Annotated in this window: 17 protein-coding genes; 11 read left to right on the top strand and 6 right to left on the bottom strand. The window is 60.4% G+C overall.

The window, feature by feature from the left end:
• The first annotated feature begins 135 nt into the window (after positions 1–135).
• Positions 136–603: a peroxiredoxin family protein gene (locus tag NW851_RS03295; protein WP_414337036.1), complete on the top strand. Its 468-nt coding sequence runs from the start codon at positions 136–138 to the stop codon at positions 601–603.
• On the opposite strand, the gene NW851_RS03290 is transcribed toward NW851_RS03295, so the two are convergent.
• Positions 600–2,954: a glycoside hydrolase family 31 protein gene (locus NW851_RS03290; protein ID WP_414337034.1), complete on the bottom strand. Its 2,355-nt coding sequence runs from the start codon at positions 2,952–2,954 to the stop codon at positions 600–602. The genes NW851_RS03295 and NW851_RS03290 overlap by 4 nt on opposite strands.
• 172 nt (positions 2,955–3,126) lie before the next feature.
• Between NW851_RS03290 and NW851_RS03285 the strand changes: the two genes are divergently transcribed.
• Complete coding sequence (locus NW851_RS03285; protein ID WP_414337032.1) at positions 3,127–4,317, top strand: PQQ-dependent sugar dehydrogenase; 1,191 nt, start codon at positions 3,127–3,129, stop codon at positions 4,315–4,317.
• Positions 4,318–4,390: 73 nt separating this feature from the next.
• Here NW851_RS03285 and NW851_RS03280 read toward each other — a convergent pair whose 3' ends face one another.
• Both NW851_RS03280 and psbH read right to left on the bottom strand, forming a co-directional pair.
• On the bottom strand, positions 4,391–4,840 hold the full coding sequence (locus NW851_RS03280) for a hypothetical protein (protein ID WP_414334918.1): 450 nt from the start codon (positions 4,838–4,840) through the stop codon (positions 4,391–4,393).
• Between the two features lie 284 nt (positions 4,841–5,124).
• Positions 5,125–5,328, bottom strand: a complete 204-nt coding sequence (gene psbH, locus NW851_RS03275; protein WP_414331336.1) for a photosystem II reaction center phosphoprotein PsbH — start codon at positions 5,326–5,328, stop codon at positions 5,125–5,127.
• Between the two features lie 204 nt (positions 5,329–5,532).
• Here psbH and psbN point away from each other — a divergent pair, with 204 nt between their 5' ends.
• The gene (gene psbN / locus NW851_RS03270; protein WP_011432995.1) at positions 5,533–5,664 is read left to right on the top strand and encodes a photosystem II reaction center protein PsbN; all 132 of its coding nucleotides are present in this window, start codon (positions 5,533–5,535) and stop codon (positions 5,662–5,664) included.
• Positions 5,665–5,690: 26 nt separating this feature from the next.
• On the top strand, positions 5,691–6,560 hold the full coding sequence (gene dapF, locus NW851_RS03265) for a diaminopimelate epimerase (RefSeq protein WP_414334917.1): 870 nt from the start codon (positions 5,691–5,693) through the stop codon (positions 6,558–6,560).
• 6 nt (positions 6,561–6,566) lie between these two features.
• Here dapF and NW851_RS03260 read toward each other — a convergent pair whose 3' ends face one another.
• Both NW851_RS03260 and NW851_RS03255 read right to left on the bottom strand, forming a co-directional pair.
• On the bottom strand, positions 6,567–7,211 hold the full coding sequence (locus NW851_RS03260) for a hypothetical protein (RefSeq protein WP_414337030.1): 645 nt from the start codon (positions 7,209–7,211) through the stop codon (positions 6,567–6,569).
• Positions 7,212–7,324: 113 nt separating this feature from the next.
• The gene (locus NW851_RS03255) at positions 7,325–7,840 is read right to left on the bottom strand and encodes a hypothetical protein (protein ID WP_414334915.1); all 516 of its coding nucleotides are present in this window, start codon (positions 7,838–7,840) and stop codon (positions 7,325–7,327) included.
• Between the two features lie 265 nt (positions 7,841–8,105).
• Here NW851_RS03255 and pcrA point away from each other — a divergent pair, with 265 nt between their 5' ends.
• From pcrA to NW851_RS03240, 3 genes are all read left to right on the top strand, one after another.
• Positions 8,106–10,451 carry a DNA helicase PcrA gene (pcrA, locus tag NW851_RS03250; protein WP_414337027.1) on the top strand — a complete coding sequence of 782 codons (2,346 nt, stop codon included), beginning with the start codon at positions 8,106–8,108 and terminating at the stop codon, positions 10,449–10,451.
• A gap of 451 nt (positions 10,452–10,902) precedes the next feature.
• Positions 10,903–12,087: an efflux RND transporter periplasmic adaptor subunit gene (locus NW851_RS03245; protein WP_414337025.1), complete on the top strand. Its 1,185-nt coding sequence runs from the start codon at positions 10,903–10,905 to the stop codon at positions 12,085–12,087.
• Between the two features lie 24 nt (positions 12,088–12,111).
• Positions 12,112–15,309, top strand: coding sequence for an efflux RND transporter permease subunit (locus tag NW851_RS03240; RefSeq protein ID WP_414334912.1), 3,198 nt, complete (start codon positions 12,112–12,114; stop codon positions 15,307–15,309).
• Positions 15,310–15,535: 226 nt separating this feature from the next.
• Here NW851_RS03240 and gndA read toward each other — a convergent pair whose 3' ends face one another.
• Complete coding sequence (gene gndA, locus NW851_RS03235; RefSeq protein ID WP_414337023.1) at positions 15,536–16,945, bottom strand: NADP-dependent phosphogluconate dehydrogenase; 1,410 nt, start codon at positions 16,943–16,945, stop codon at positions 15,536–15,538.
• A 251-nt stretch (positions 16,946–17,196) separates the two neighbouring features.
• On the opposite strand from gndA, the gene NW851_RS03230 reads away from it, so the two are divergent.
• The 4 genes from NW851_RS03230 (at position 17,197) to NW851_RS03215 (ending at position 22,534) form a co-directional block, all read left to right on the top strand.
• A complete protein-coding gene (locus NW851_RS03230; RefSeq protein WP_414337021.1) occupies positions 17,197–18,474 on the top strand; it encodes an RNA-guided endonuclease InsQ/TnpB family protein in 1,278 nt (425 codons plus the stop codon).
• Positions 18,475–18,715: 241 nt separating this feature from the next.
• Complete coding sequence (locus tag NW851_RS03225; protein ID WP_414337019.1) at positions 18,716–20,443, top strand: ABC transporter permease; 1,728 nt, start codon at positions 18,716–18,718, stop codon at positions 20,441–20,443.
• Between the two features lie 18 nt (positions 20,444–20,461).
• Positions 20,462–21,835, top strand: coding sequence for a nitrate/sulfonate/bicarbonate ABC transporter ATP-binding protein (locus tag NW851_RS03220; RefSeq protein WP_414336097.1), 1,374 nt, complete (start codon positions 20,462–20,464; stop codon positions 21,833–21,835).
• A gap of 51 nt (positions 21,836–21,886) precedes the next feature.
• A complete protein-coding gene (locus NW851_RS03215; RefSeq protein WP_414337017.1) occupies positions 21,887–22,534 on the top strand; it encodes a DUF4433 domain-containing protein in 648 nt (215 codons plus the stop codon).
• Positions 22,535–22,541: the final 7 nt, after the last annotated feature.

Below are 22,541 nucleotides of genomic sequence, written 5' to 3'. Positions count from 1 at the left end.
CCTCATCAGCGCTTTACTACCCTAACCCCCATAAACTCATCCCGTCAAGAGATAACTCAAAGTTTTTTCGGCGGAGAAGGGATCCGGATTCGCCGTTAGACTGGTGAGGGGATCTTTAAGGTTTCGGACGGCTTTATGGGGATTGTGATTGGGACTGCAGCTCCTGACTTCAGCCTGCCTGCAGTGGGGAAAGGGATCCCGAAGGGGGCGACGATTTCGCTGGGGGCCTATCGGGGCAAGAGCAAGGTGTTGCTGGCTTTTTACCCGGCGGACTTCTCGCCGGTGTGTACGAGCGAGATGCGCTGTTTTCGGGAGGATTGGGGAGCTTTTCGGGCAGCAGGGTGCGAGATCTTGGGGATTAGCAGTGATCCTGTCTCCAAGCACGAAGCCTTTGCCGAGCAGCTCAAGCTGGAGTTTCCTTTGCTGAGCGATGTGGACAGGAGGGTGAGCCAGCAATACGGGGTGGATAGTCTGCTGGGGATACGGCGGGCCTATTTTGTGGTGGATAGCCAGGGGATCCTGCGCTACCAGCATGTGGAGTGGCTGCCCATCTTCAAGCGGGACAACCGCGAGCTGCTGGAGGCGGTGAGGGCAGTTGACTAGGGGCGGGCTCTTTCTGGGCTGGACAGACAGATCTGCTGGGCCTGGCCGCTGTCGGGCAAGAGGAGGGGGGCCTGGCCAAGGGGCTCAAGGATCCAGGTGCGTTTGGGTGGGATCCAGCCACCGTAGCGGGGCTCGATCTCTAGGAGGAGCTGGTTGGCCTGCTGGTGCAGGCGGAAGGTGGTGGTGGCCCACTGGCCGCTTGAGTAGGCGAGGGTTTGGCCGTCGTCTTCGTAGAGGGTGAAGCTGCCGTCACCGGGGTAGAGTTTAAGGCGCAGTTGGTCACGGCGCAGGTCGGTGGTGGACTGGCAGGGAGGAGCTAAGGGCAGGATAGAGCCGCTGCGCACAAGGAGAGGCAGTTGGTCAAGGGGGGCGGGGGCCAGCACATAGCCAGGGCCGCGGTGGGCCTGGCCTGTCCACCAGTCAAACCAGGTGCCCGCCGGGAGATAGACAGCGCGGCAGCGGATCCCCGGACGGACGACGGGGGCAGCTAGGAGGGCGGATCCCAGCATGGCTTGGTCTGAGATCTCGTAGGTCTGGGGATCGTCGGGGAATTCGTAGAACAGGGGGCGCAGGATGGGGGAGCCGGTTTGGCTGGACTCCCAGAAGAGGCTGTAGAGGTAGGGCAACAGTTGATAACGCAGCTGGATGGCCTGTCGAGCAATGGCTTCCACCTCAGGGCCAAAGCTCCAGGGTTCGTGGGGGCGAGTTCCCTGAGCACTGTGGCCGCGCATGAGGGGATAGAGGAGCCCCATTTGCATCCAGCGGGCAAACAGCTCGGGAGTGGCGTTGCCCCCGAAGCCGCCGATGTCGGCGCCGACAAAGCTAACTCCCGACAGGCCCAGGTTGAGGAGCATGGGTAGGGACATCTCCAGATGTTCCCAGGAGGATTGGTTGTCTCCTGTCCAGACGGCAGCCCAGCGCTGGATCCCGGCAAAGCCGGAGCGGGTGAGGACAAAGGGGCGCTGGTTGGGGCAGAGCTGTTCTAGACCCTCGCGGGAGGCGCGGGCCATCAGGAGGCCATAGAGGTTGTGCACCTCGGCGTGGGTGGTGCGCTCTTCGGGGGATCCTTGGGGGGCGTCGGGGGGGATGTCCACAATTTGGCCCCCATCTCCAAAGGGGCGGTCGTTGAGGGCCGGCTCATTCATGTCGTTCCAGATGCCATCTACACCGGCTTGAGTGAGAACCCGCTGCCAGGATCCCCACCACTGCCGCACTGCGGGGCGCGAGAAATCGGGGAAGAGAACTTTGCCCGGCCAAACATAGCCGTGGAAGAGGTGGCCGTCGGCGCGGCGAATGAAGAAGTCTTGGGCCAGGCCCTCGTCAAAAACGGCGTAGTCGGCTTCGGGATCGAACTTGACGCCGGGATCCCCAATGGCCACCACTCGAAAGCCAGCTTCATGCAGCTGCGCCGTGAGGCGGGCGGGATCGGGGAAGCGGCGGGGATCCCAGGTGAAAACGCGGTAGCCGCGCATGTAGTCGATATCCAGGTAGATGACGTCGCAGGGGATCTGGCGCTGGCGAAATTGCTCGGCAATGTTCTGTACTTGAGCAGCGCTGGCGTAGCTCCAGCGGCACTGCTGGTAGCCGAGGGCCCAGAGCGGAGGCAGGGGGGTTCGCCCGGTGAGTTGGGTGTAGGTCTGGAGCACCAAGGCGGGGGTAGGGCCGTAGATGAGGTAGTAGTCCAGCTCGGGGGCGCACACTTCGATGGCCCACTGTTCAGGATCCGCCTGGCCTAGGTCAAACTGGCTCCAGTGGGTGCAGTGCAGGAAGAGGCCGTAGCAGAGGCCAGGGCGGAGGAGCAAGGCAAAGGGAATGGCCAGATAGAGGTTGTCACTGTGGGCGTCGTAGCCCCAGCAGTCGCGGGTCCAGTGGCTGTAGCGCCAGCCCCGCTTGTTGAGCAGCCCAGCCCGTTCTCCCAGGCCGTAGATGTGCTCGGCGGGGTGGAGGGATTTAACCAGGCGGATGCTCTCGGATCCCCAACTGAGGCCCCCAGAGATATCGGCACAAAAGACCTGGCCCTGGGGATCCCGAAAGCTGAAGCAGAGGGGATCCCGGTCGATCTGCAGTTGCACCAGAGAAGTGCTGAGGTGAACTTGGGTGGGGCTTTCCTGCAGCTCAAAAGGAGCCGGCGGCCACTCTGCATCCGCCAGAGCCACATCCCAAGAACGACGGGGCAAAAACTCGCCGCTGGGGCTAAAGCGCAGCCGCAGCAGACGAGGGGTGAGCACCTGCACAGACCAGCAGCCCTGAGTACAGAGGAGACGGATCCCCCTGGGATGGGCCTGAAGTTCCTGCAGGGATCCACAGGTTTGCCTCTGGGGCTGGCCGAAGATCTCGCTAGCTTCCAGCATGGTTTGGGGGCAGATCGCTGCCCTCAAGGCTAACCCAAGGCCGCAAGGGAGCAGGCAGCTCCCCACTCTTGTGCGCAGCCAACTCTGCTCCCATCGGTACATCTTTTTAGAAGAGCAGCAGCAATAATTGGCTAGCTCAAACCTCAAAATCCATCGCGAAAAGGAGGTGGCAATGGCTCTGAGGATTCCGGCGATAAAACTTCTCTCCTCGCTGTTGCTTTTGGGGGGGTTGTCCGCCCCTGTTGGGGCCTACCCGGTCAGACCGGAAACGGTCATGTCTCTGCAACAGGGGGATCACGCCCAAGCTCTGCCCAGAGCCAGGACAGAGCAGCGCTTCCAGGTCGTGACGTTGGCAAGCGGGTTGGAGCATCCTTGGGGGATGGCCTTTCTGCCAGACGGAACCATCCTGGTGACCGAACGTCCGGGCCGGCTGCGCCGAGTTACCGAGCAGGGGTTGGATCCCCAGCCCATCGCTGGAGTACCGGAGGTGTTTGCCCGCGGCCAGGGAGGGCTGCTGGATATTGCCTTGCACCCCAACTACGCAGAGAACGGCTGGATCTACTTGTCCCATGCAGCTCCTGGGCCAGGCGGCGGGGGGACGCGAGTGGCGCGGGCCCGCCTGGGAGAAAGAGGACTCCAGGATCTGGAAGTGATTTTTGACATGGAGCGCAAGACGCCTGCCCAACAGCACTTCGGCTCCCGCCTGGCCTTTGACGAAGAAGGGTTTCTCTACATCAGCACCGGCGACCGCGGCGAGCGGGATCGGGCCCAGGATCCGGGGGATGCCGCCGGCAAGGTGTTGCGCGTTACGGATACAGGCGGGATCCCGGCGGACAATCCTTTTGTGAATCAAGCGGGGGCTTTGCCGGAAATTTTTACCTATGGCCACCGCAACATTCAGGGAATGGCCCGCCACCCCGAGACAGGAGCCATTTGGATGCACGAACATGGGGCGCAAGGGGGGGACGAGATCAACATCTTGGCCCCCGGCGTGAACTACGGCTGGCCCCTGATTACCCATGGTCGGGAGTACAGCGGCGAACCGGTTGGCCAAGGACTGGCGGCAGCTCCTGGATTGGCTTCGCCGCTGCTGCACTGGACGCCCTCCATTGCCCCTTCCGGCATGGCCTTTTATACAGGAGATGCCTTCCCTGAATGGCGGGGCAACTTATTCGTGGGGGCTTTGGCGGGACAGCATTTGGCGCGTTTGGTACTAGATGGGGATCGCGTTGTGGCAGAAGAGCGCCTGCTGCAAGGGGCGGTGGGTCGCATCCGGGATGTGCGCCAGGGGCCGGATGGCTTGCTCTACTTGTTGACCGATGCCCCCAACGGATCCCTGTTGCGCTTGGAGCCAAGCTCTTGATTGGGGTTAAGCTACATGGCCCTAGTCCTGTGGGATTAGCCCCAGCAGAGTTTCCTAACTCCCACTGCCGCTACTACAAGAACTTGACATCTTGCTCAATGGGGAGTGGCTCTCCTGTTTGGGCATCTGTATTTTGGCAGGCAAAGCACTCCTCTGGAGTTAGCCTAATAACCTGCCCTGGAGCCGGCAGAAGGAACATCCTTAGCTCTTTGGTTGGGATCAGGACAGTTTTGCCATTTGGGGCCTTGCGCTTGTGTTTTTCGTCGGCGAAGGTTCTGACAACGCAAGATATGGGATAGTAGTCGCCGTTTTGGAGCTTAGCTTCCAAAAGCGCTCTCCAGTAAGGGCTGTATCCGAAAATCCACTGACCCTTAGAAAACTTGAGATCGAATGCTTGACTCCAAATTCTGCTGTAAAAAGTGATAATCGATGTCCTGACTTTGTAGGCTCCTGTTATCTCCTCCAAGTGAGATAAAAACTCGCCGGCAGTCAATGCTTGAGGAGGATTGACAAAGGGACTCATGAAGCATCTCCTGGCTTTTGGTTACAGGCAGGGGATACCTGGGTCTTCCCAGTCTACCCAAATCGAAACCCCTGCCCAGCGGCCAGGAGTCTGTTAGAAGCTGTCCGTCCTCGTTGTCGATAGCCAGGGGCTCCCCATCAAAGGCAGGGGAGCCTGTAGATAGAAGCAGCACTCAGGAGGAGAAGCTGGGGATCCGTCTGCTGAAAACTGGTGCCGGCTGGGACACAAAAACCTCTCGATACCGGCATTTTTTCAGAAACAGCGCCAACGGTAGCCAAAGGTGCTCAGAAGCTGAGGCTCTCCCAAGAGACGTTGATGTCTTCCAAGAGCAGCGACTTGTTGTAGATCTGCAGAATGATCAACAAAAAGACGGCGAACAGAGCCATGAAGACCGCCATCAGGGGCGTGGTGCCCCAGCCAGGGGCCACTTTGCCGTATTCCGAGTTGAGGGGACGCAGCAGATCGCCCAGTTTGGTACGAATGGCCATAGGTTCTCGCGATAGGTCAAAGACAGGACAGGATGGATTTATCAAGTTGGGAGTGATCAGGGCGGCGGAGCGCTGCTGCTCAGCACCGTCAAGACAGCCGCCCCCTAAAATCAGGCTATCAGAATCTGGCCGAACCCTTTTGTCTCAGGCAATGAATTGTAAACTTGTGTAATACTATAGTCGAATACCCTCAGGATCGAAGATATGGAGCCCACCTTTTCCCTGATTGTGGCGATCGCGGCAGTTACCATCTGCATCACCGCGTTTGCCATCTACACGGCCTTTGGCCCCCCTTCTAAGGACTTGCAGGATCCCTACGAGATGCACGAGGATTGAAGCCGGTTGTTTTGCGGTTCCGCTGCATGCCTGTTCGTTTGCCCTCCCGTCTCTCTTTCCACAAATACCAGGGGCTGGGGAACGACTTTATCTTGGTGGACAACCGCCACCAGCCGCAGCCCTGCCTGACGCCTGAGGAAGCCGTTGCCCTCTGCAACCGCCGCTTTGGCGTGGGGGCAGATGGGGTTATCTTTCTGCTGCCGGGGCAGGAGGGGGCCGACTTCAGCATGCGCCTGTTCAACAGCGACGGCTCGGAGCCGGAGATGTGCGGCAACGGGATCCGCTGCTTGGCCCGCTTTTTGCAGGATCTGGGGATCCCTGGCCGAGACGGTGCCTACCCGATCCACACCTTGGCGGGGCGGATCGTGCCGCGGGTGCAGCCAAATGGCCTGGTGACGGTGGACATGGGGATCCCTCGCCTCTTGGCCGGGCAAGTCCCCACCACTTTGGCCAAACCGGATGCCAAGGTGATTCGGCAACCGCTCCCGGTGGCCGGGCGGGAGTGGCCGGTGACGGCGGTGAGCATGGGCAACCCCCATTGTGTGGTCTTCTTGGAAGAAGAGGGATCCCTGGAGGAGCTGGACTTGGAAAGGGTAGGCCCCCTGTTTGAGCATCACCCAGCCTTTCCCGAGCGCACCAACACCGAATTTGTGCAGGTGCTCGGCCCCAACCGCCTGCGGCTGCGGGTTTGGGAGCGGGGGGCAGGGGCGACGCTGGCCTGTGGGACAGGCGCCTGTGCCGCCCTGGTGGCCGCCGTTTTGGAAGAGCGGGCCGAGCCCCAAGCCACGGTAGAGCTGCCGGGAGGCAATCTGGAGATTCGCTGGGATCCCGATACCCAACACGTATGGATGACCGGGCCGGCCCTGCCTGTTTTCAGCGGCACCACGGCTGAGTGAGAGATCTCAGGCTCCCAAGCCCAGCAAGAGAAAGGCCAGCAGGGCGAGGATCCCGCGGGCAAGGCTCCAGCCCTGCCGCCAGATCAGCGCCACCGCCAGGCCCAGCAAGACCAACCCCAGCCCCAGACCAAAGCGGAGAAACAGGGGGTGCACCCATTGGTTGAGGGAGCGTTTGAGCCAGGGGAAGAACACCCCCAAGGCGAAGGCCAGCCCCACCGGGATCCAGTCGATCCAACCCGTCTGCTCCCAGCCCCCCACCAGGTAGAAGCCGGCCAGGCAAAGGCCTAGGCAGAAAAACAGCACGCGCCTGCCGGGATAGTCTTGTCGGTAGCTGGAAGCAAGACTGCGGGGCTCCTTGGGGTGGGCCAAGACCAATGGCTCTACGGCAAAGCTTTCGCTCCACTCCGGCGCCTCATCCATTTGCCCGCGGCACCAGAGGTAAACGTTGACTTTTCGCAACCCCTGCAGCAGCGAGGCTTCCACGGCGTTGCGCACCACCTCCATCACCTGCAGGGTATCCACCACATCGCCGGGCAGCCGTTCCAGCAACACATTCAGCACCTGACCCTTCAGCTCCGCGCGGCCAAACAGCCGCAAATCGGCCAGCTTGTAGTCGAGGATTTGGTTTAAGGTCTTGAGCTGGCGACGCATGGGATCCCGGCACCAAGCCGTCTGACAGGTTTGCTCTCAAGTTTGCACATGACTTCGCTAGAACCAGTTTAGCGGTTGGGGAGGAAGCAACGGAAAAGCGGGATCCAGGGCAATCAAGTGCGCGTGCGAATGCACTGACGAATGCTGAGGTTGGACTGGTCCAGGTTGGCGAACCCGCCCAGGAGGGTGCCTTGGTTGTCCAAAAGCAGCAAGGCGGCCTGGCGGCGAAAATCGATCCCCGGCAGCACCTCGGCAGCCACCTCCTGCAGCCTCTGGATGGTTGCTCCCTCGAAATCGACGGAGACATAGACAAACGGAGAAACCAAGCGCGGATCCGTGGGCGCGCTCTCGCGGATGGCCTGTAAAACCAGGTTTCGCACCAGCAACAGCCCTCTGCCATCGACCAACACGATCTGGCGCAGCCGAGGGTTTTGCCCAAACTCCAGGGCCAAGCTTTTGGAAAGAGCTTCCGCTTGGGAGCGGGTTTGGCTGTTGGTCAAGATCACGGCCTGAATGCCGTCGTACTGACTTAAGTCGAGCCGATCCCCGGAAACGCTTTCCAGCTTGAGGTCAAGAGAGGCTTGGGGGTTGCCGCTGCTGGGGCAGTTGCCGGCTTGAGCTGGAGCCAACGGGCCCGCGGAGAGGAGAGCAAAGGTAGCAACCCCCAAAGCGACCAGTCTTTTTGGAAAGCCAAGCGGGCAGCAATTAGGTGGGGCCCCGCAACTAAGCAAAACTCGTTTCATAGCAGCAAGTTCTGGGGTGAGCTGGCCAAATCTTAACCAATCTTCATCTTTAGCTTTGGCGCTCTAGAGTACCTTTTGGGCTTCCCAAGCCTGTTGGGTTGCCAGCCAGCCTGCGCCCATAATGGAAAGCAGTTTCTCGTTGGCGGCAGATATGACTTCTGGCTCCTTGTTGGATGGCCTCAATCCTTCTCAACGCCAAGCGGTGCAACACTTTTGCGGCCCTTTGCTGGTGGTGGCGGGGGCAGGTTCCGGCAAGACGCGCACCCTCGCCTATCGCATCGCCCACCTCATCCGCCACCATCGGGTGGATCCGGGGGAGATTTTGGCCGTGACCTTCACCAACAAGGCCGCCCGCGAAATGAAAGAGCGCATCGAGCAGCTCTTTGCCCAGCAGGAGGCCCAGGAGCAGTTTGGGATCCCCTTGGAGCAACTGGAGCCGGCCCAGGCGACGCGGCTGAAATCGGCGGTTTACCGCCGCTGGATTAAACCCCTTTGGATTGGTACGTTCCACAGCCTATTTGCCCAGATCCTGCGCCTGGAGATTGAAAAATACCAGGATCCCAAGGGACGCAAGTGGACTCGTAACTTCTCGATTTTCGATGAATCGGACGCCCAATCCCTGGTTAAAGAGATTGTAACTAAGCAACTCAACTTAGATGAGCGCAAGTTCGATCCAAGATCGGTGCGCTACGCCATTAGCAATGCCAAAAACCAGGGTTGGACTCCTCGCGATTTAGAGCGCCACCAGCCCAACTTCCGAGGCCGCATCCTCGCTCAGGTTTACGAGCTCTACGAAGATCAACTGGCGGCCAACAATGCCCTCGATTTCGACAACTTAATTTGGATCCCGGTGCAGCTTTTTCGTCAAAATGAGCAGGTCTTGGCCTACTGGCACCAGCACTTTCGGCACATCTTGGTGGACGAATACCAAGATACCAACCGCACCCAGTACGAGCTGATCCGGCTGCTGGCAACCAACGGCGAGACCCGCCGCTCCGAGTGGGACTGGACCAATCGCTCCCTCTTTGTGGTGGGCGATGCGGATCAAAGCATCTATCGCTTTCGGGGGGCTGATTTCACCATTTTGCTGGAGTTTCAAGAGACCTTTGGCGATGGCCTGCCGGACGACGATACCCGCACCCTGATCAAATTGGAAGAAAACTATCGCTCTACAGCTACTATTTTGCAGGCGGCCAATGCCCTCATCGAGAAAAACACCGAGCGCATCGACAAGGTTCTCCGGCCAACGCGCCACCAGGGCAGTTTTATCATCTGCCATCAGGCCGAAGATGAGATGGCCGAGGCTGAGTTTGTGGTCAACACCATCCGACGATTACACGGCCAAAATCCCAACTCTTCCTGGGGAGATTTTGCCATCCTCTACCGCACCAACGCCCAATCTCGCCCCTTTGAAGAGGTTTTGCTGCGCTGGGGGATCCCTTACACGGTGGTGGGCGGGCTGCGATTTTACGATCGCAAAGAGATTAAGGATGTGCTGGCCTATTTGCGGGTTGTGCTCAACCCTGCCGATTCTTTTAGCCTGTTGCGCATTATCAATGTGCCGCGGCGGGGTATCGGCAAATCGACTCTGGACAAGCTAACCGAAGCGGCGGCTGCCTTAAATGTACCCCTGTGGACTATCCTCAGCGACGAGGCTTCTGTCACCAACCTGGTGGGGCGTTCGGCCAAGCCGGTTCTTCAGTTTGCCGAGCTTATCCAGCATTGGCACAGACAGATGGCCCAGGTTTCGGCTGCCGCCCTCCTAGAGGGGCTGCTGCGGGATTGCGGCTATCTGGAAGATCTCAAGGCCCAGGGCACAGAAGAGGCCGAGGAAAGGATCGCCAACGTGATGGAACTCTACAACGCGGCCCGCCAATTTGAAGAAGAACAGGAGGATCCCAGCCTTGAGGCTTTCTTGAGCAATGTGTCTTTGGCTTCCGATTTGGACAATCTTCAGGAGGGAGCTGAGAAAGTTTCGTTAATGACGTTGCACGCTTCCAAAGGGCTGGAGTTCCCGGTGGTGTTTTTGGTGGGGTTGGAACAGGGCCTATTTCCCAATTTTCGCGCCCTGGAGGATCCCGCTGCTTTGGAAGAGGAACGGCGCCTCTGCTACGTGGGCATCACCCGCGCCCGCGAGCAATTGTTTCTCTGCCACGCCAGCGAGCGGCGGCTCTACGGCAACCGGGAACCAGCTATTCCCTCTCTATTTTTAAGCGAGCTGCCCCAAGAGCTAATCCAATGGGAGAGAGGCAGGGGGCTTTCGTTCTCCGCCGACAACGCGGCTGCGGCCACGCCCAAAGCAAAGGCTGCTCGCCGCCAAAGCCGTTCCTCCCAGTGGGCAGTTGGGGATCGCCTGCAACATCCCCAATTCGGACAGGGGCAAATTACCCACGTGTTCGGCAGCGGCGAACGGATCACCCTGGCGGTGAGGTTTCCCGCCATCGGCCAGCAGAAAATCTTGGATCCCCGCATCGCGCCCATTCAAAAGCTCAGCTAGCTAGCTGGGCCCGAAACCGCTTTGGAGATGGATGGCGTAGCGGTATGGGTCTCATCCTTTTTGTAGGTGCCTTCATCTCGCCCAGAACTTGCTTGGAATAGGGCGGGTTGGCAGGGATCCCTTTTGTCGTGTAGAAATGTGAAGGCTTGCTAGGGCAAGGCCCCTGAAAAGATCACAAGGCCGACCATCCGGGTTTGAACCCTTTCCCCAGGTGGGCAGTCTAGCCGGATGGGCCGTCGTTTTTGGGTTGTGAGGCGGGCTTGTTCTCTTCGAGGGCAGTTACAGCGGGCAAGCGAGTGGTAGGTGGCTGATGCGCTGCAGCAAAAGGGGAGCTGGGCTACTCATCCTGCCGGCAGGACAGAGCTCCGGCTCGGCAAGGCAACTCCCTCTAGCTTTTGCCTTCGCTCTGGCGTTGCTTGTGGGCGTTCCCGGCTCTGTCGCCTATACCCAGATGGTTTGGGCCCAGCGTCCGGTGGAAGGCGGCGGCCAAGGTAGGGCGCCGCGCCCTGTCTCGGTGGATGTGGCCACAGCCCAGGTGGGATCCCTGGGGGCCGACTTGCGCTACACCGGCACCACCCAGCCCCTGCGGCAGGCGACGCTGCGCACCCGGATCGAGGGGCTGTTGCTACAGCTAGCGGTGGATGTCGGGGATCCGGTGCAAGCGGGGCAACTGCTGGGTCAGTTGGATCCCACCCTGCTGCAGGCGGCTCTGCTGCAGGCCCAATCGCAACTGGCGGCGCAGGAATCTCAGGTGGCCCAGGCGCAGGCGCAACTGAGCAATGCCCGCACCCAAGTGGAGCAGGCCCGCCTGAACCTTTTGCAACTGGAGGCCGATGCCGAACGCCTAGGACAACTGGCGCAAAAGGGAGCTGTTTCCGCCCAACAGGCGGAACAAGCCCGCACCGCCGCCCGCACGGCTGCTCAGGCCTTGCGCTCGGCAGAGGAACAGGTACGTGTCCAAGAGCAAGCGGTGATCGCTGCCCAGCGCCAGGTGGACGCCCAGGGATCCCTGGTGGCCCAGGCCCAGGAGCGCCTTTCCTACACCCAACTGCGCTCGCCCCTGACGGGGGTGGTGCTCTCCCGGCAGGCGGATCCGGGCGCTTTTTTGAACGCGGGGGCAGACGTGCTGACGGTGGCCGATTTCAGCCAGGTGAGGGTGGAGTTTCCCCTTTCTGAATTGGAGCTGGCGCGGGTGCAGGTGGGCCAAGCCGTTCAGGTGGAATTGGACGCCTTTCCTGGCCAACGCTTCGCTGGACAAATTGCCCGCATCTCCCCGGCTGCCGATCCCCAGGCCCGCCTGATCCCGGTTGAAGTGGTGATCCCCAACCCCGGCGGCCGCATCGGCAGTGGCTTGTTGGCCCGAGTGGAGCTGACCAGGCCGCAGGCGCAGCGGGTGATCGTGCCGGCCACAGCAATTCAACAGAACGAGCCGGGTGCAGCCCTGGTCTTTGTGGTGGAGCGGCAGGGGGAAACGGCGCGGGTGTTGGCCCGCCCGGTGCAACTGGGAGCACAGCGGGATGGCCAGGTGGAGATCGTGTCGGGATTGGAAGCTGGCGAGCCGTTTGTGGTGCGCAGCGCTGCCCCTTTGCAAGATGGGCAGGAAGTGCAGCTAAGTGTCCTCTCGGAACGATTCTAAACGTTTATCAAAGGAGCTACGCCCATGACCCCAGCCCCGAGCGGACTCAGCCTCAGCGGCCTGGCCATCCGCCGCCACATTGGCACCCTGATGCTGGCTTTGGCGGCGATCGTCATGGGCTTCTATTTCCTCACCCGCCTGCCGGTGGATCTGTTGCCCTCGATTGTCTATCCCCGCATTGGCGTGCGGGTGGAGCTGGCGGGAGTAACCCCAGAGGTGGCCGTCGAGGAGATTACCCGCCCTCTGGAAGACTCGCTTTCCACTGTGGAAGGGGTGGAACAGATCTATTCCACCACCCGCGAAGGGCAAGTCCGGGTGGATCTCTTCTTTGCGCCGGGGGGCAACATCGATCAAGCCCTCAACGACACCACGGCGGCGGTGAACCGAGCCAGAGGACGGCTGCCGGATGGGGTTTCGGCTCCCACGGTGTTTAAGTTTGACCCTTCCCAGTTGCCCGTTTATGAGTTTGCCCTGAACGCGCCCGGGCTGACGGATGTGGAGCTGCGCCGCTTTGCTGAGGAAGAGTTGGCCCGCGAGTTGGGCGTGGTGCCGGGGGTGGCCACGGTGGATGTGGCCGGGGGCACTCTCGAAGAGGTGCAGGTGGATCTGGATGTGGAGCGGCTGCAGGCATTGGGGCTGGGCCTGACGGATGTGCTCGGCCAACTGCAGGCCCGCAACCAGGATCTTGCCGGGGGACGGATCCGCGGCGAGCTAGTGGAGCCTTTGACGCGCACGATAGGCCGGTTCCGCAGCCCGGAAGATATTCAAGCGCTGCGCTTCAACACCCCCAGTGGAGGGACGGTGCGCCTAACAGACTTTGCCACGGTGGCCGTGCGCCCTGCTGCCGAGGGGGTGCGGGTGACCTTGAATGGAGAGCCAGCTGTGCGCCTGAGCATTCAAAAGCAGCCGGATGCCAACACCATCCGCGTGGTGGACGGGATCCGTCGCCGCCTGGAACAACTGCGGGCCGCCGGCCTCATTCCGCCGCAAGTAACCCTGATCCCCACCAGCGACGAGTCCCGCTTCATCCGCAGCTCGATTCAAAGTGTGGCTCTTGCCGGCTTGAGCGGGGCGGTGCTGGCCGGGCTGGCGGTGTTGCTGTTTTTGGGATCCCTGCGCCAAACCCTGATCGTGGTGACCGCCATTCCCCTGGCCACCCTGGCGGCAGTGCTGCTGATGGGCCTGTTCGGCCTTTCCATCAATATCATCAGCCTGGGAGGGCTGGCCCTGGGGGTGGGGATCGTGGTGGACAACGCCATCGTGATGTTGGAAAACATCGCCAAAGGAACAGAAGGGATCCCACGGCAGGACGCCCGTTGGTTTGGGCAGCGGGTGCTGGAGCAAGCGGAGCGCAGCAGCCGCCAGTTGGAATCGGCCCTGGTGGCCTCCACGGCCACCAACCTGGTGTCGGTGTTGCCCTTCTTGCTGGTGGGAGGTTTTGTTTCGCTGATTTTCAACGAGCTGATTTTGACCATCAGCTTTGCCGTGGCCGGATCCCTGGTGGTGGGCCTGACGGTGGTGCCGATGCTCACCTCTCGCCTGTTGACGATCCGCCGCAGCAGTGGGCTGCGCCACTGGGGCCCGATCCGCAGCTTTGGGCGGGGGATCCTGGGTGGCACCTATGCCTATCGACGGCTGCTGAGCCGCTTGTTGCGGCGACCGGCGCTGCCTATCCTGCTGGCTTTTCTCCTCCTGGGCGGGGGCAGCTATTGGATGGCCGGGCAACTGAACCAAGAGCTTCTGCCCCGCATCGCCACCGGGCAGGTGAACCTGTCTGCCAACTTTGCCCCCGGCACCACTCTGGAGACCAACCACCGCATCATGCAGGCGGTGGATCGCCTTTTGCTAGAGCAACCTGAGGTGGAGTATGCGTTCACCACGGCAGGTGGATCCGCCTTTGGGGGCAGCACTGTTGAGAACCCCCTGCGGGGCACCAGCACCATCACCCTCAAGCCCGGCACCGACGTGGGACGTTTCGTGGATCGGGTGAACGGGTTGATAGGCCAACTGAACTTGGTGGGATCCCGCATCCGCGTGTTTCCGGGCAGCGTCCGCGGCCTTTCCGCCCGCAATTCTGCCGTCAATGCCGAAGTGGACGTGGTGCTCCAAGGGGAGGCCACTCAGGCGCTTCAAGAGGCTAGCCGCAGGGTGTTGCGGGCCTTGGACGAGCAGGCTACCCTCTCCACCTTCCGCCCTGATGCCGACGATAGCCAGCCGGAGCTCCAGATTTGGCCGGATTGGGAGCGGGCCGCTCCCCTGCGCCTCAGCCTTCAGGACATAGGCCGGGTGGTGCAGACGGCGGTGCAGGGATCCGTGCCCATCCAATTGCAGCAGGGCAGCCGCCTTCTGGATGTGCGGGTTCGCCTGGCCACGCCCATCACCCAGCCTTCGCAACTGGAGCGCCTGCCCTTGGCTGTGCAGAATGGCCAGCCGCTGCGCTTGGGGGATGTGGCCAGGTTGCAGATGGGGGAGGCCCCCGGGGAAATTCGCCGCCTCAACCAACGGCAGGTGGTCATTTTGAACGGCAGCCTCAGGGCCGGAGCCAACCAGAGCGCTGCTGTCGCCGAGGTGGATGAGATCCTGTCGGGCCTGGAACTGCCTGCCGGCGTGACCCGCCTGCCCAGCGTGGCCTTGGAAAACAACCGGGAGCTGCGCAACAACCTGCTGCTGCTGGGATCCCTGGCAGCTTTTTTGGTGTTTGTGGTGATGGCGGTGCAGTATAACTCCCTCCTCGACCCGCTGGTGATCATGCTGACGGTGCCTTTGGCCCTCTCCGGCGGCATCCTGGGCCTGTTCCTCACCCGCACGGCAGTGGGGGCTACGGTGCTGGTGGGGGCGGTGCTGCTGGTGGGCATTGTGGTCAACAACGCCATCTTGATGGTGGAGCTGGCCAACCAAATTCGAGAGGAACAGGGCTTGGATTATCGCAGCGCCATGCTAGAGGCTGCCCCGCAGCGGCTGCGCCCGATCCTGATGACCACAGTGACGACGGTGCTGGGCCTGTTCCCCCTGGCGTTGGGCTGGGGAGAGGGATCCGAGCTGCTGCAACCGCTGGGGGTTGTGGTTTTTTCCGGCCTTTCTTTGGCGACGCTGCTGACCTTGGTGGTGATCCCTTGCTTCTACGTGCTGCTGCATAGAGGGGGAAGCAAAACCTCAACTCCCCCTTTTCCCAAGCTGGCGGTTGTCCCACCCGCGGCTTTGTCCGAGACTGCTGGTCAGTAGCTGGGATTGGCACTGTTAATCGCCGCTTGGAGATGTTTCGCAGCGAGGGATCCCTGGGGGCACCCACTGCTTTGCCGGTGGCCAAGGGGATTACGCCCTGCGCCTCGCCTTCAGCTACCAACCGGAAGAGCGCATCCTCAGCAGCATCCAGGTCATCGGAGAACACCTGCACAAACTCATGGACCAACGCTGACAGATCCCAGGCCAGAGGGAGATCCCAAGACTTCTAGGGATTCCAGGCGTGGTGGAAAACCCCCGGCCTGTCGATGCGCTCAAAGGTGTGGGCCCCGAAGAAGTCCCGCTGGGCCTGGGTGAGGTTCTGGGGCAGGTCGGCGGTGCGGTAGCTGTCGTAGTAGGCCAAGGAGGCGCTGATGGCTGGGATCGGGATCCCCAGGGCTGCCGCCGTGGCCACCACCCGCCGCCAGGAGCCCTGTCGCTCCTGGATCGCCTGCTTGAACTCCTCATCCAAAAGTAGGTTCACCAGCTCTGGATCCCGTTTGTAGGCTGATTGGATCTCGCCCAGAAAGCGGGCGCGGATGATACAGCCCCCTTTCCAAATCCGCGGGATCTCGCTGAAGGTATAGACATAGCCGTGGGCAACGGTGGCTTGCCTGAGCAGCGCCATCCCCTGGGCATAGGAACAGATCTTGGAACAATAGAGGGCGGCACGCAGATCTTCAAGGAAGCAGTCGGGATCCCCTTCAAAAGTTGCATCGGGCCCTTTCAACTGAGCAGAGGCAGCCACCCGCTCCTCTTTCAGCGACGAGAGGATGCGAGCTTGCACCGCCGCTTCGATGGTGGGCACCGGCACCCCCAAATCCAGGGCATCCTTGACCGTCCACAAGCCCGTACCCTTCTGCCCCGCCTTGTCCAAAATCAGATCCACCAGCGGCTTGCCCGTCTCCGGATCCAGCGTTCCCAAAATCTTGGCGGTAATCTCAATCAAAAACGACTCCAGCTCCGTCTCGTTCCAGGCCTGAAAAATCTCCTGCATCTGCGAGGCCGTCAGCTTCAAGCCCCGGCGCATCAAGTCATAGACCTCGGCGATCAGTTGCATATCGCCATATTCGATGCCGTTGTGCACCATCTTCACGTAGTGCCCACCCCCTTTGGGCCCCAGGTAGGTAACGCAGGGGCCATCCGCCACTTGAGCGGCAATTTTGCTCAGGATGGGCTCCAGTTGGCGATAGGCTTCCGGGCTGCAGCCGGGCATGAGGCTGGGGCCGTTGAGGGCGCCCTCTTCGCCGCCGCTCACCCCCATGCCGACAAAGTGGATCCCGGTGGACTCCAGAGCCTCGGCGCGGCGATCCGTATCGGTGTAGAGGGAGTTGCCGCCATCGATGAGGATGTCTCCCGGCTCCAGCAGCGGCTTCAGCTCGTCGATCACCGCGTCTACCGGCGGGCCCGCCTTGACCATGATCAGGATTTTGCGGGGCCGCTCCATCATCTGCACCAATTCCGGCAGGCTGTAGGCAGGGGTGACCTGTTTGCCTCGGGCTCGCTCCCGCATGAACTGGTCGGTTTTGGAGCCGGTGCGGTTGTAGACGGCAACCGGAAAGCCGTTGCGCTCGACGTTGAGGGCCAGGTTTTCCCCCATCACCGCCAGGCCGATCACCGCAAAGCTAGGCTTGCTCATGGTTGGGGCACTATCGACACCTCACCCAATCTAGAGGTCGATCCGACCAACCGGGCTCAGGGATCCTGTTTTCTTCACTTTTGCCGGAGTGTAGGCTCAAGGACTCTCCGGATTTCCCATCCTTGCAGAGGAAGCACGTTCGAGATAGCTGCTGCCTCTGTGGCAACTGGATCAGCTAGAAACCACAGGAGCCCCGCCCTGTACCCGTAGGGTCAGGGTCGGGAGAAATGCGGACGACGTATAGTTGTAACATGACCCAAGTCCTGACTATCTCCTGCAAGCTCAATGTGTCTGCTTCGCAAGCCGTGAAGCTAGAGGCAACCTTGTCTGCTTTTGCACAAGCACTCCTCGCGCCAGCGGGCCGTAGGCCTTACTGGGTCAACCAAAACACACCAGAGAAGGTGGTCAACCCAGTCAAGCTTCAATCGCTCTGCCACCGCGCAATTCATACCCGCTTTGGGCTCTCCAGCAATAAGGACTCCGTCCCGCTAGCGCGAGTGGCACAACAGGTGTGCAGAAAGTTGGCCGCTGCCCGCAAGGTTGCCCAGCAAAAGAACCGTCCGGTCAAAGCGTTCAAGTCTGGCTTTGTTACCTACGATGCCAGCATCTTCTCTTTCCGGGAGAAGGACTGGACGGTGTCGCTGACCACCGTTGAGGGACGCGAACGTTTTGAGCTGGATATAGGTAACTACCAGCGCGGGATGCTGGCGGGTTCTCATCCCAAATCGGCCACGCTCATCAAGCGCAAAGACGGTTCCTACTCCATTCAAATTTGCGTGGAGTCTGAGGTGCCGGAGCCACAAGACACCACCAAGGCAATTGGCGTGGATTTGGGTAGGAGAGATATTGCCCATACTTCTGAGGGAGACCACTGGAATAGACAGCAGTTGAACCAGGTCAGAGACCACTACTCCCGGTTGAGAGCGGTTCTCCAACGCAAGGCCGGTAAGGGCACACGCAGCACTCGGCGTCGATGCCGGGAGCCGCTGCAACGGCTGTCTGGTCGGGAGAGACGTTTTCAAACTTGGGTCAATCACTGCATCTCCAAGTCCATTGTTGCTAGGGCACTGGCCACCCACCGTTTTATTGCCTTGGAAGACTTGACCGGGATCCGGGAGCGTGTCAACCAACAGCCGCGCAGCAAGAGAGAGCGGCGGCGGTCAAACAGTGAGGCCTACGGCCCGCTAGCGCGAGGGGCGTTTTACCCGTTGCGGCAGTTTGTGCACTACAAGGCAGCAAGAGCGGGGGTGAAGGTGGTGTTAGTACCACCTAGCTACACTTCGCAAACTTGTCACCGGTGTTTGTGGCTTGGGCAACGGGAAGGGAAGCATTTTCGTTGTGTCAACCCGGCCTGTGGTTGGGAAGGGGATGCAGATTTGAACGGTGCCAACGTGATTGCCCTTTTGGGGGTCGCTGTAAACCGGCCCAGAGGTCCGTGGTTGGCTTGCCAACTGCAGGGCTACCATTCGCGTCAGCGGCGCGGAGCGCTTAAGCCCGCTCCGTACCGCTTAGCGGTCGGAGTCGGGTAGTTTACGGTGCCTATTTCAGGTAGTATTGCTGGGTGTGGGTTTTCTGAGTTTAGAAATAGACCGCGACCTCAACGCAGTGCAAAGCCTGGCGTGGAGTTTCCTGTTGCGGGGTTGGGAGCCGGCCAGTTAGGAAACGCGGAAGCAGGAAGTAAAGCGGCAACGCTGCAGAGGCTGAGGACTCTATTCTGCGGGGTGGGGTGGGGATGCTTTGTTACCGTTTCGTGAACCTTTCGGAGCGGACATGAGGACTTTTCCTTCTCCAGAGGTACTCCGTCGGCTGCCGGCTGGGGCTGCTGATGGGGCTATTATTCTGGGCACGTTGGTTCTCCTGGCCTTGGTGGCGCAGGTGGGGACGGGGGCTTTTGAGCAGTTTCAGCCGCCGGCGCTGGTGCCCCGAGTCGACCTGGATCCGCGCAACCTGCCCTACTACGCCGCCCGCTCCACCTTGCGCATGTTCATCGCCCTCTTCTTTTCCACCCTTTTTACCCTGATCTACGGGTATATCGCCGCCAAAAGCCGCTGGGCGGAGCGAATTTTGATCCCCCTGTTGGATATCTTGCAATCGGTGCCGGTGTTGGGGTTTCTCTCCATTACCGTTACCGGCTTTATCGCGCTTTTTCCCGGCAGCCTGCTGGGTCTGGAGGCGGCTTCTATCTTCGCCATCTTCACCAGCCAGGTTTGGAACATGACTTTTTCCTTTTACCAATCCTTGCGCACCCTGCCGCAGGAGCTGGTGGAAGCGGCTACCCTCTACCGCTTGTCGGGCTGGCAGCGCTTCGTCCAGTTGGAAGTGCCGGCAGCGATGGTGGGCCTCATCTGGAACGCCATGATGAGTTTTGGCGGGGGATGGTTCTTTGTGGCCGCCAGCGAGGCCATCAGCGTGCTTAACCAGGAGTACACCCTGCCTGGCCTGGGATCCTATGTGGAAGCCGCCGTTCAAGCAGAAGATCTGCCCAAGTTGGGCTGGGCGCTTTTGACCATGGCGGTGGTGATCCTGCTGGTGGATCAGCTCTTCTGGCGGCCTCTGGTGGCCTGGTCGGATAAGTTTCGCCTGGAGCAGAGCGCCGGTGCGGCTGCCCCGGAGTCGTGGCTGTATGATCTGCTGACCGCAGCGCGGATCCCGCGGTTGCTGGGCAATTGGCTGGCTCCCTTCCGAGAATTGGCGGATCGGCTGTTGTCCTATTTAACTCGCCCGCGCTGGGGGGATCCACCCAATCCCGAGGCGGAGCGACGCCGCGAGCGGCTGTTGACTCAGCTCTCTTGGCTGGCCATTGGCGGGATCGGGATTTGGATTGTTCATTTTGTGTCCACCACCGTGGGTTTCGGGGAGGTGCTGCTGACCTTTGGGCTGGGGATCCTCACCCTGCTGCGGGTCAGCGTGCTGTTGGTTTTCGCCACCGTGATCTGGACGCCGATCGGAGTGGCCATCGGCTTTAATCCACGCCTGGCAAAGTTGCTGCAGCCGGTGGTGCAATTTCTGGCAGCTTTTCCGGCCAATTTCCTCTTTCCATTTGCCACGCTGTTTTTCATCCGCACCCAAATTAGCATTGAGTGGGGCAGCATTTTGCTGATGTCGTTGGGAGCGCAGTGGTACATTCTCTTTAACTCCATTGCCGGCGCCCAGAGCATTCCCACAGATTTGCGCGAGATGGCCGTGGATGTGGGCTTGCGGGGATGGCAGCGCTGGCAAAAGCTGATTATTCCGGGGATCTTTTCTGCCTGGGTTACCGGGGGGATCACGGCCAGCGGCGGCGCTTGGAACGCTAGCATTGTCTCGGAGATCGTGGCCTGGGGATCCACCACTCTCAAGGCTACGGGATTGGGCACCTATATCGCTGAGGCAACGGCGGTGGGAGATTGGCCCCGCATTACTTTGGGCATTGGCATGATGAGCTTGTTTGTGGTGGGCATCAATCGCCTTTTCTGGCGGCGGTTGTATCAATTGGCAGAAGAAAAATATCACCTTTAATCTTTGAGGCTATCTGATATGAGTTCTGCAGCTTCTCCGGTTCTGATCGAAGTTGAGAGGGTCTACAAGCGCTTTCCTTTGCCGGAGGGCAAGGGCGAGTTTACGGTTTTAAGCCAGATAGATTTGCAAGTGCGGGCAGGGGAAGTTTTGGCTTTGTTGGGCCGCAGCGGCAGCGGCAAAAGCACCCTGCTGCGCATCATGGCGGGCCTGATCCCGCCTAGCGAAGGGCGAGTGTTGAGCAATGGACGTCCTCTGCGGGGCCCCAACCCGGATGTGGCCATGGTGTTTCAGAGTTTTGCTCTCTTGCCCTGGCTGACGGTGCAGGAAAATGTGGAGCTGGGGCTGCAGGCTCAAGGGATCCCGCGCGAGATCCGGCGGCAAAGGGCCCTCAAGGCCATCGACCTGGTGGGCCTGGATGGGTTCGAGAACGCCTACCCCAAGGAACTCTCGGGGGGCATGAAGCAGCGGGTGGGCTTTGCCCGCGCCTTTGTTCTAGAGCCCAAGGTGCTGTTTATGGACGAGCCCTTCAGCGCTCTGGACGTGCTGACGGCGGAGAACCTGCGGGGGGAGATCGACGAGCTCTGGAACACCCAGGCCTTCCCTTCCCAGAGCATTCTCATCGTTACCCACAACATCGAAGAGGCCGTGTTTTTGGCGGATCGGGTGGTGATCCTGGGATCCAAGCCGGGGCGGATCCGGGGAGAGGTGAAAATCGACCTGCCGCGGCCCCACGAACGTACGGATCCCCGCTTCAAGTCCCTGGTCGACTACATCTACGAGATCATGACCAATCCGGAGATCCCGGTAACCGGCGAGGTGGCTGCCCCCACTTCGGTAAGCAGTAGGGCAACTTCTCCCTACGCGCTGCCCCTGCCCCATGCGCGGGTGGGCGGCATCAGTGGTTTGCTGGAGCTGATTGTGGAATGGCCGCAGGCACGGGTAGAGATTGCCGAGCTGGCCGAGCGGCTGCAACTGGCGGTGGATGACTTGCTGCCGATTTTGGATGCGGCGGTGCTGTTGGGCTTTGCCGAGGTAAGCGGCAGGGTGGTACAACTGACCGAGATCGGCCAAGACTTTGCCAACACCACCATCTTGCGCAGCAAGGATCTCTTCCGACAGCAGCTTTTGGCACGGGTGCCGGTCTTCAAGAGCATCCTGCAGACGCTGGAAGAAAAAAACAGCCGCTCCATGCGGGCGGACTTCTTCTTGGATCTCTGGGACGAACATTTTCCCCACGAGGAAGCTGAGCGGCAGTTTGCTACAGCCGTTGACTGGGGGCGCTATGCGGAGCTCTTTGAGTACGATGCCTCGGAAGAGCGGCTGTATCTCCCGGATCCCAGCGAAAGCTCCGCCGCTTCTGAGCCTGTCGGCCTTGATTCCCGTTCTGGCTAGGGCCAGCTTGGCTTTGCCTTTTCCAAAGCTGGGTCGTAGGTTAGAGGTACGATGCCTATCCCAGAAAGCCCGAAAATTTACCACATCACTCATGTGGACAACTTGCAAGGTATCGTAACTGCCGGCGGCCTACTTTCTGACGCGGCAATCCTGCAGCAAGGCGGGCCGACGCAAATAATTGGCATGTCCAAAATCAAGCGGCGCCGAATCGAGGAGCTGGAAGTTGCCTGTCACCCCGACACAAAAGTCGGCGACTATGTTCCCTTTTATTTTTGCCCGCGCTCGATCATGCTTTATGTTATCCACTGCGCCAACCACCCCGAGTTGGCCTATCGCGGCGGGCAGACCCTAGTCGTACACCTCGAAGCCGATCTGTACCGGGTCATCAATTGGGCTGACCACAGTGGAACTCGATGGGCTTTCTCCCTCTCCAATGCAGGGGCACGCTACACTGAGTTTCGCGCACAACTCGACTGTCTTGGTGAGCTAGACTGGGATGCCATTAGTGCTAGGGATTTTCGCAACTCAGATATTAAAGAGCGCAAGCAGGCAGAATTTCTCGTCCATGGCTATTTCCCTTTTGATCTCGTTGAAAGGATCGGAGTGTGCCAGGCTAGCGTCAAAGACAGGGTCAACCAAGCATTGGCAGGAAGTAGGTATAATCCTGCGGTTGAAGTCCGTGCCGATTGGTATTTTTAGCGGAGAG

Origin of the sequence: Synechococcus sp. H55.7 (genome assembly GCF_047462395.1) — a bacterium.
In the GTDB taxonomy this organism is placed as follows: domain Bacteria; phylum Cyanobacteriota; class Cyanobacteriia; order Thermostichales; family Thermostichaceae; genus Thermostichus.
The sequence above is the reverse complement of the archived record's forward strand: the minus strand, read 5'-3'. Positions and strand labels throughout refer to the sequence as shown.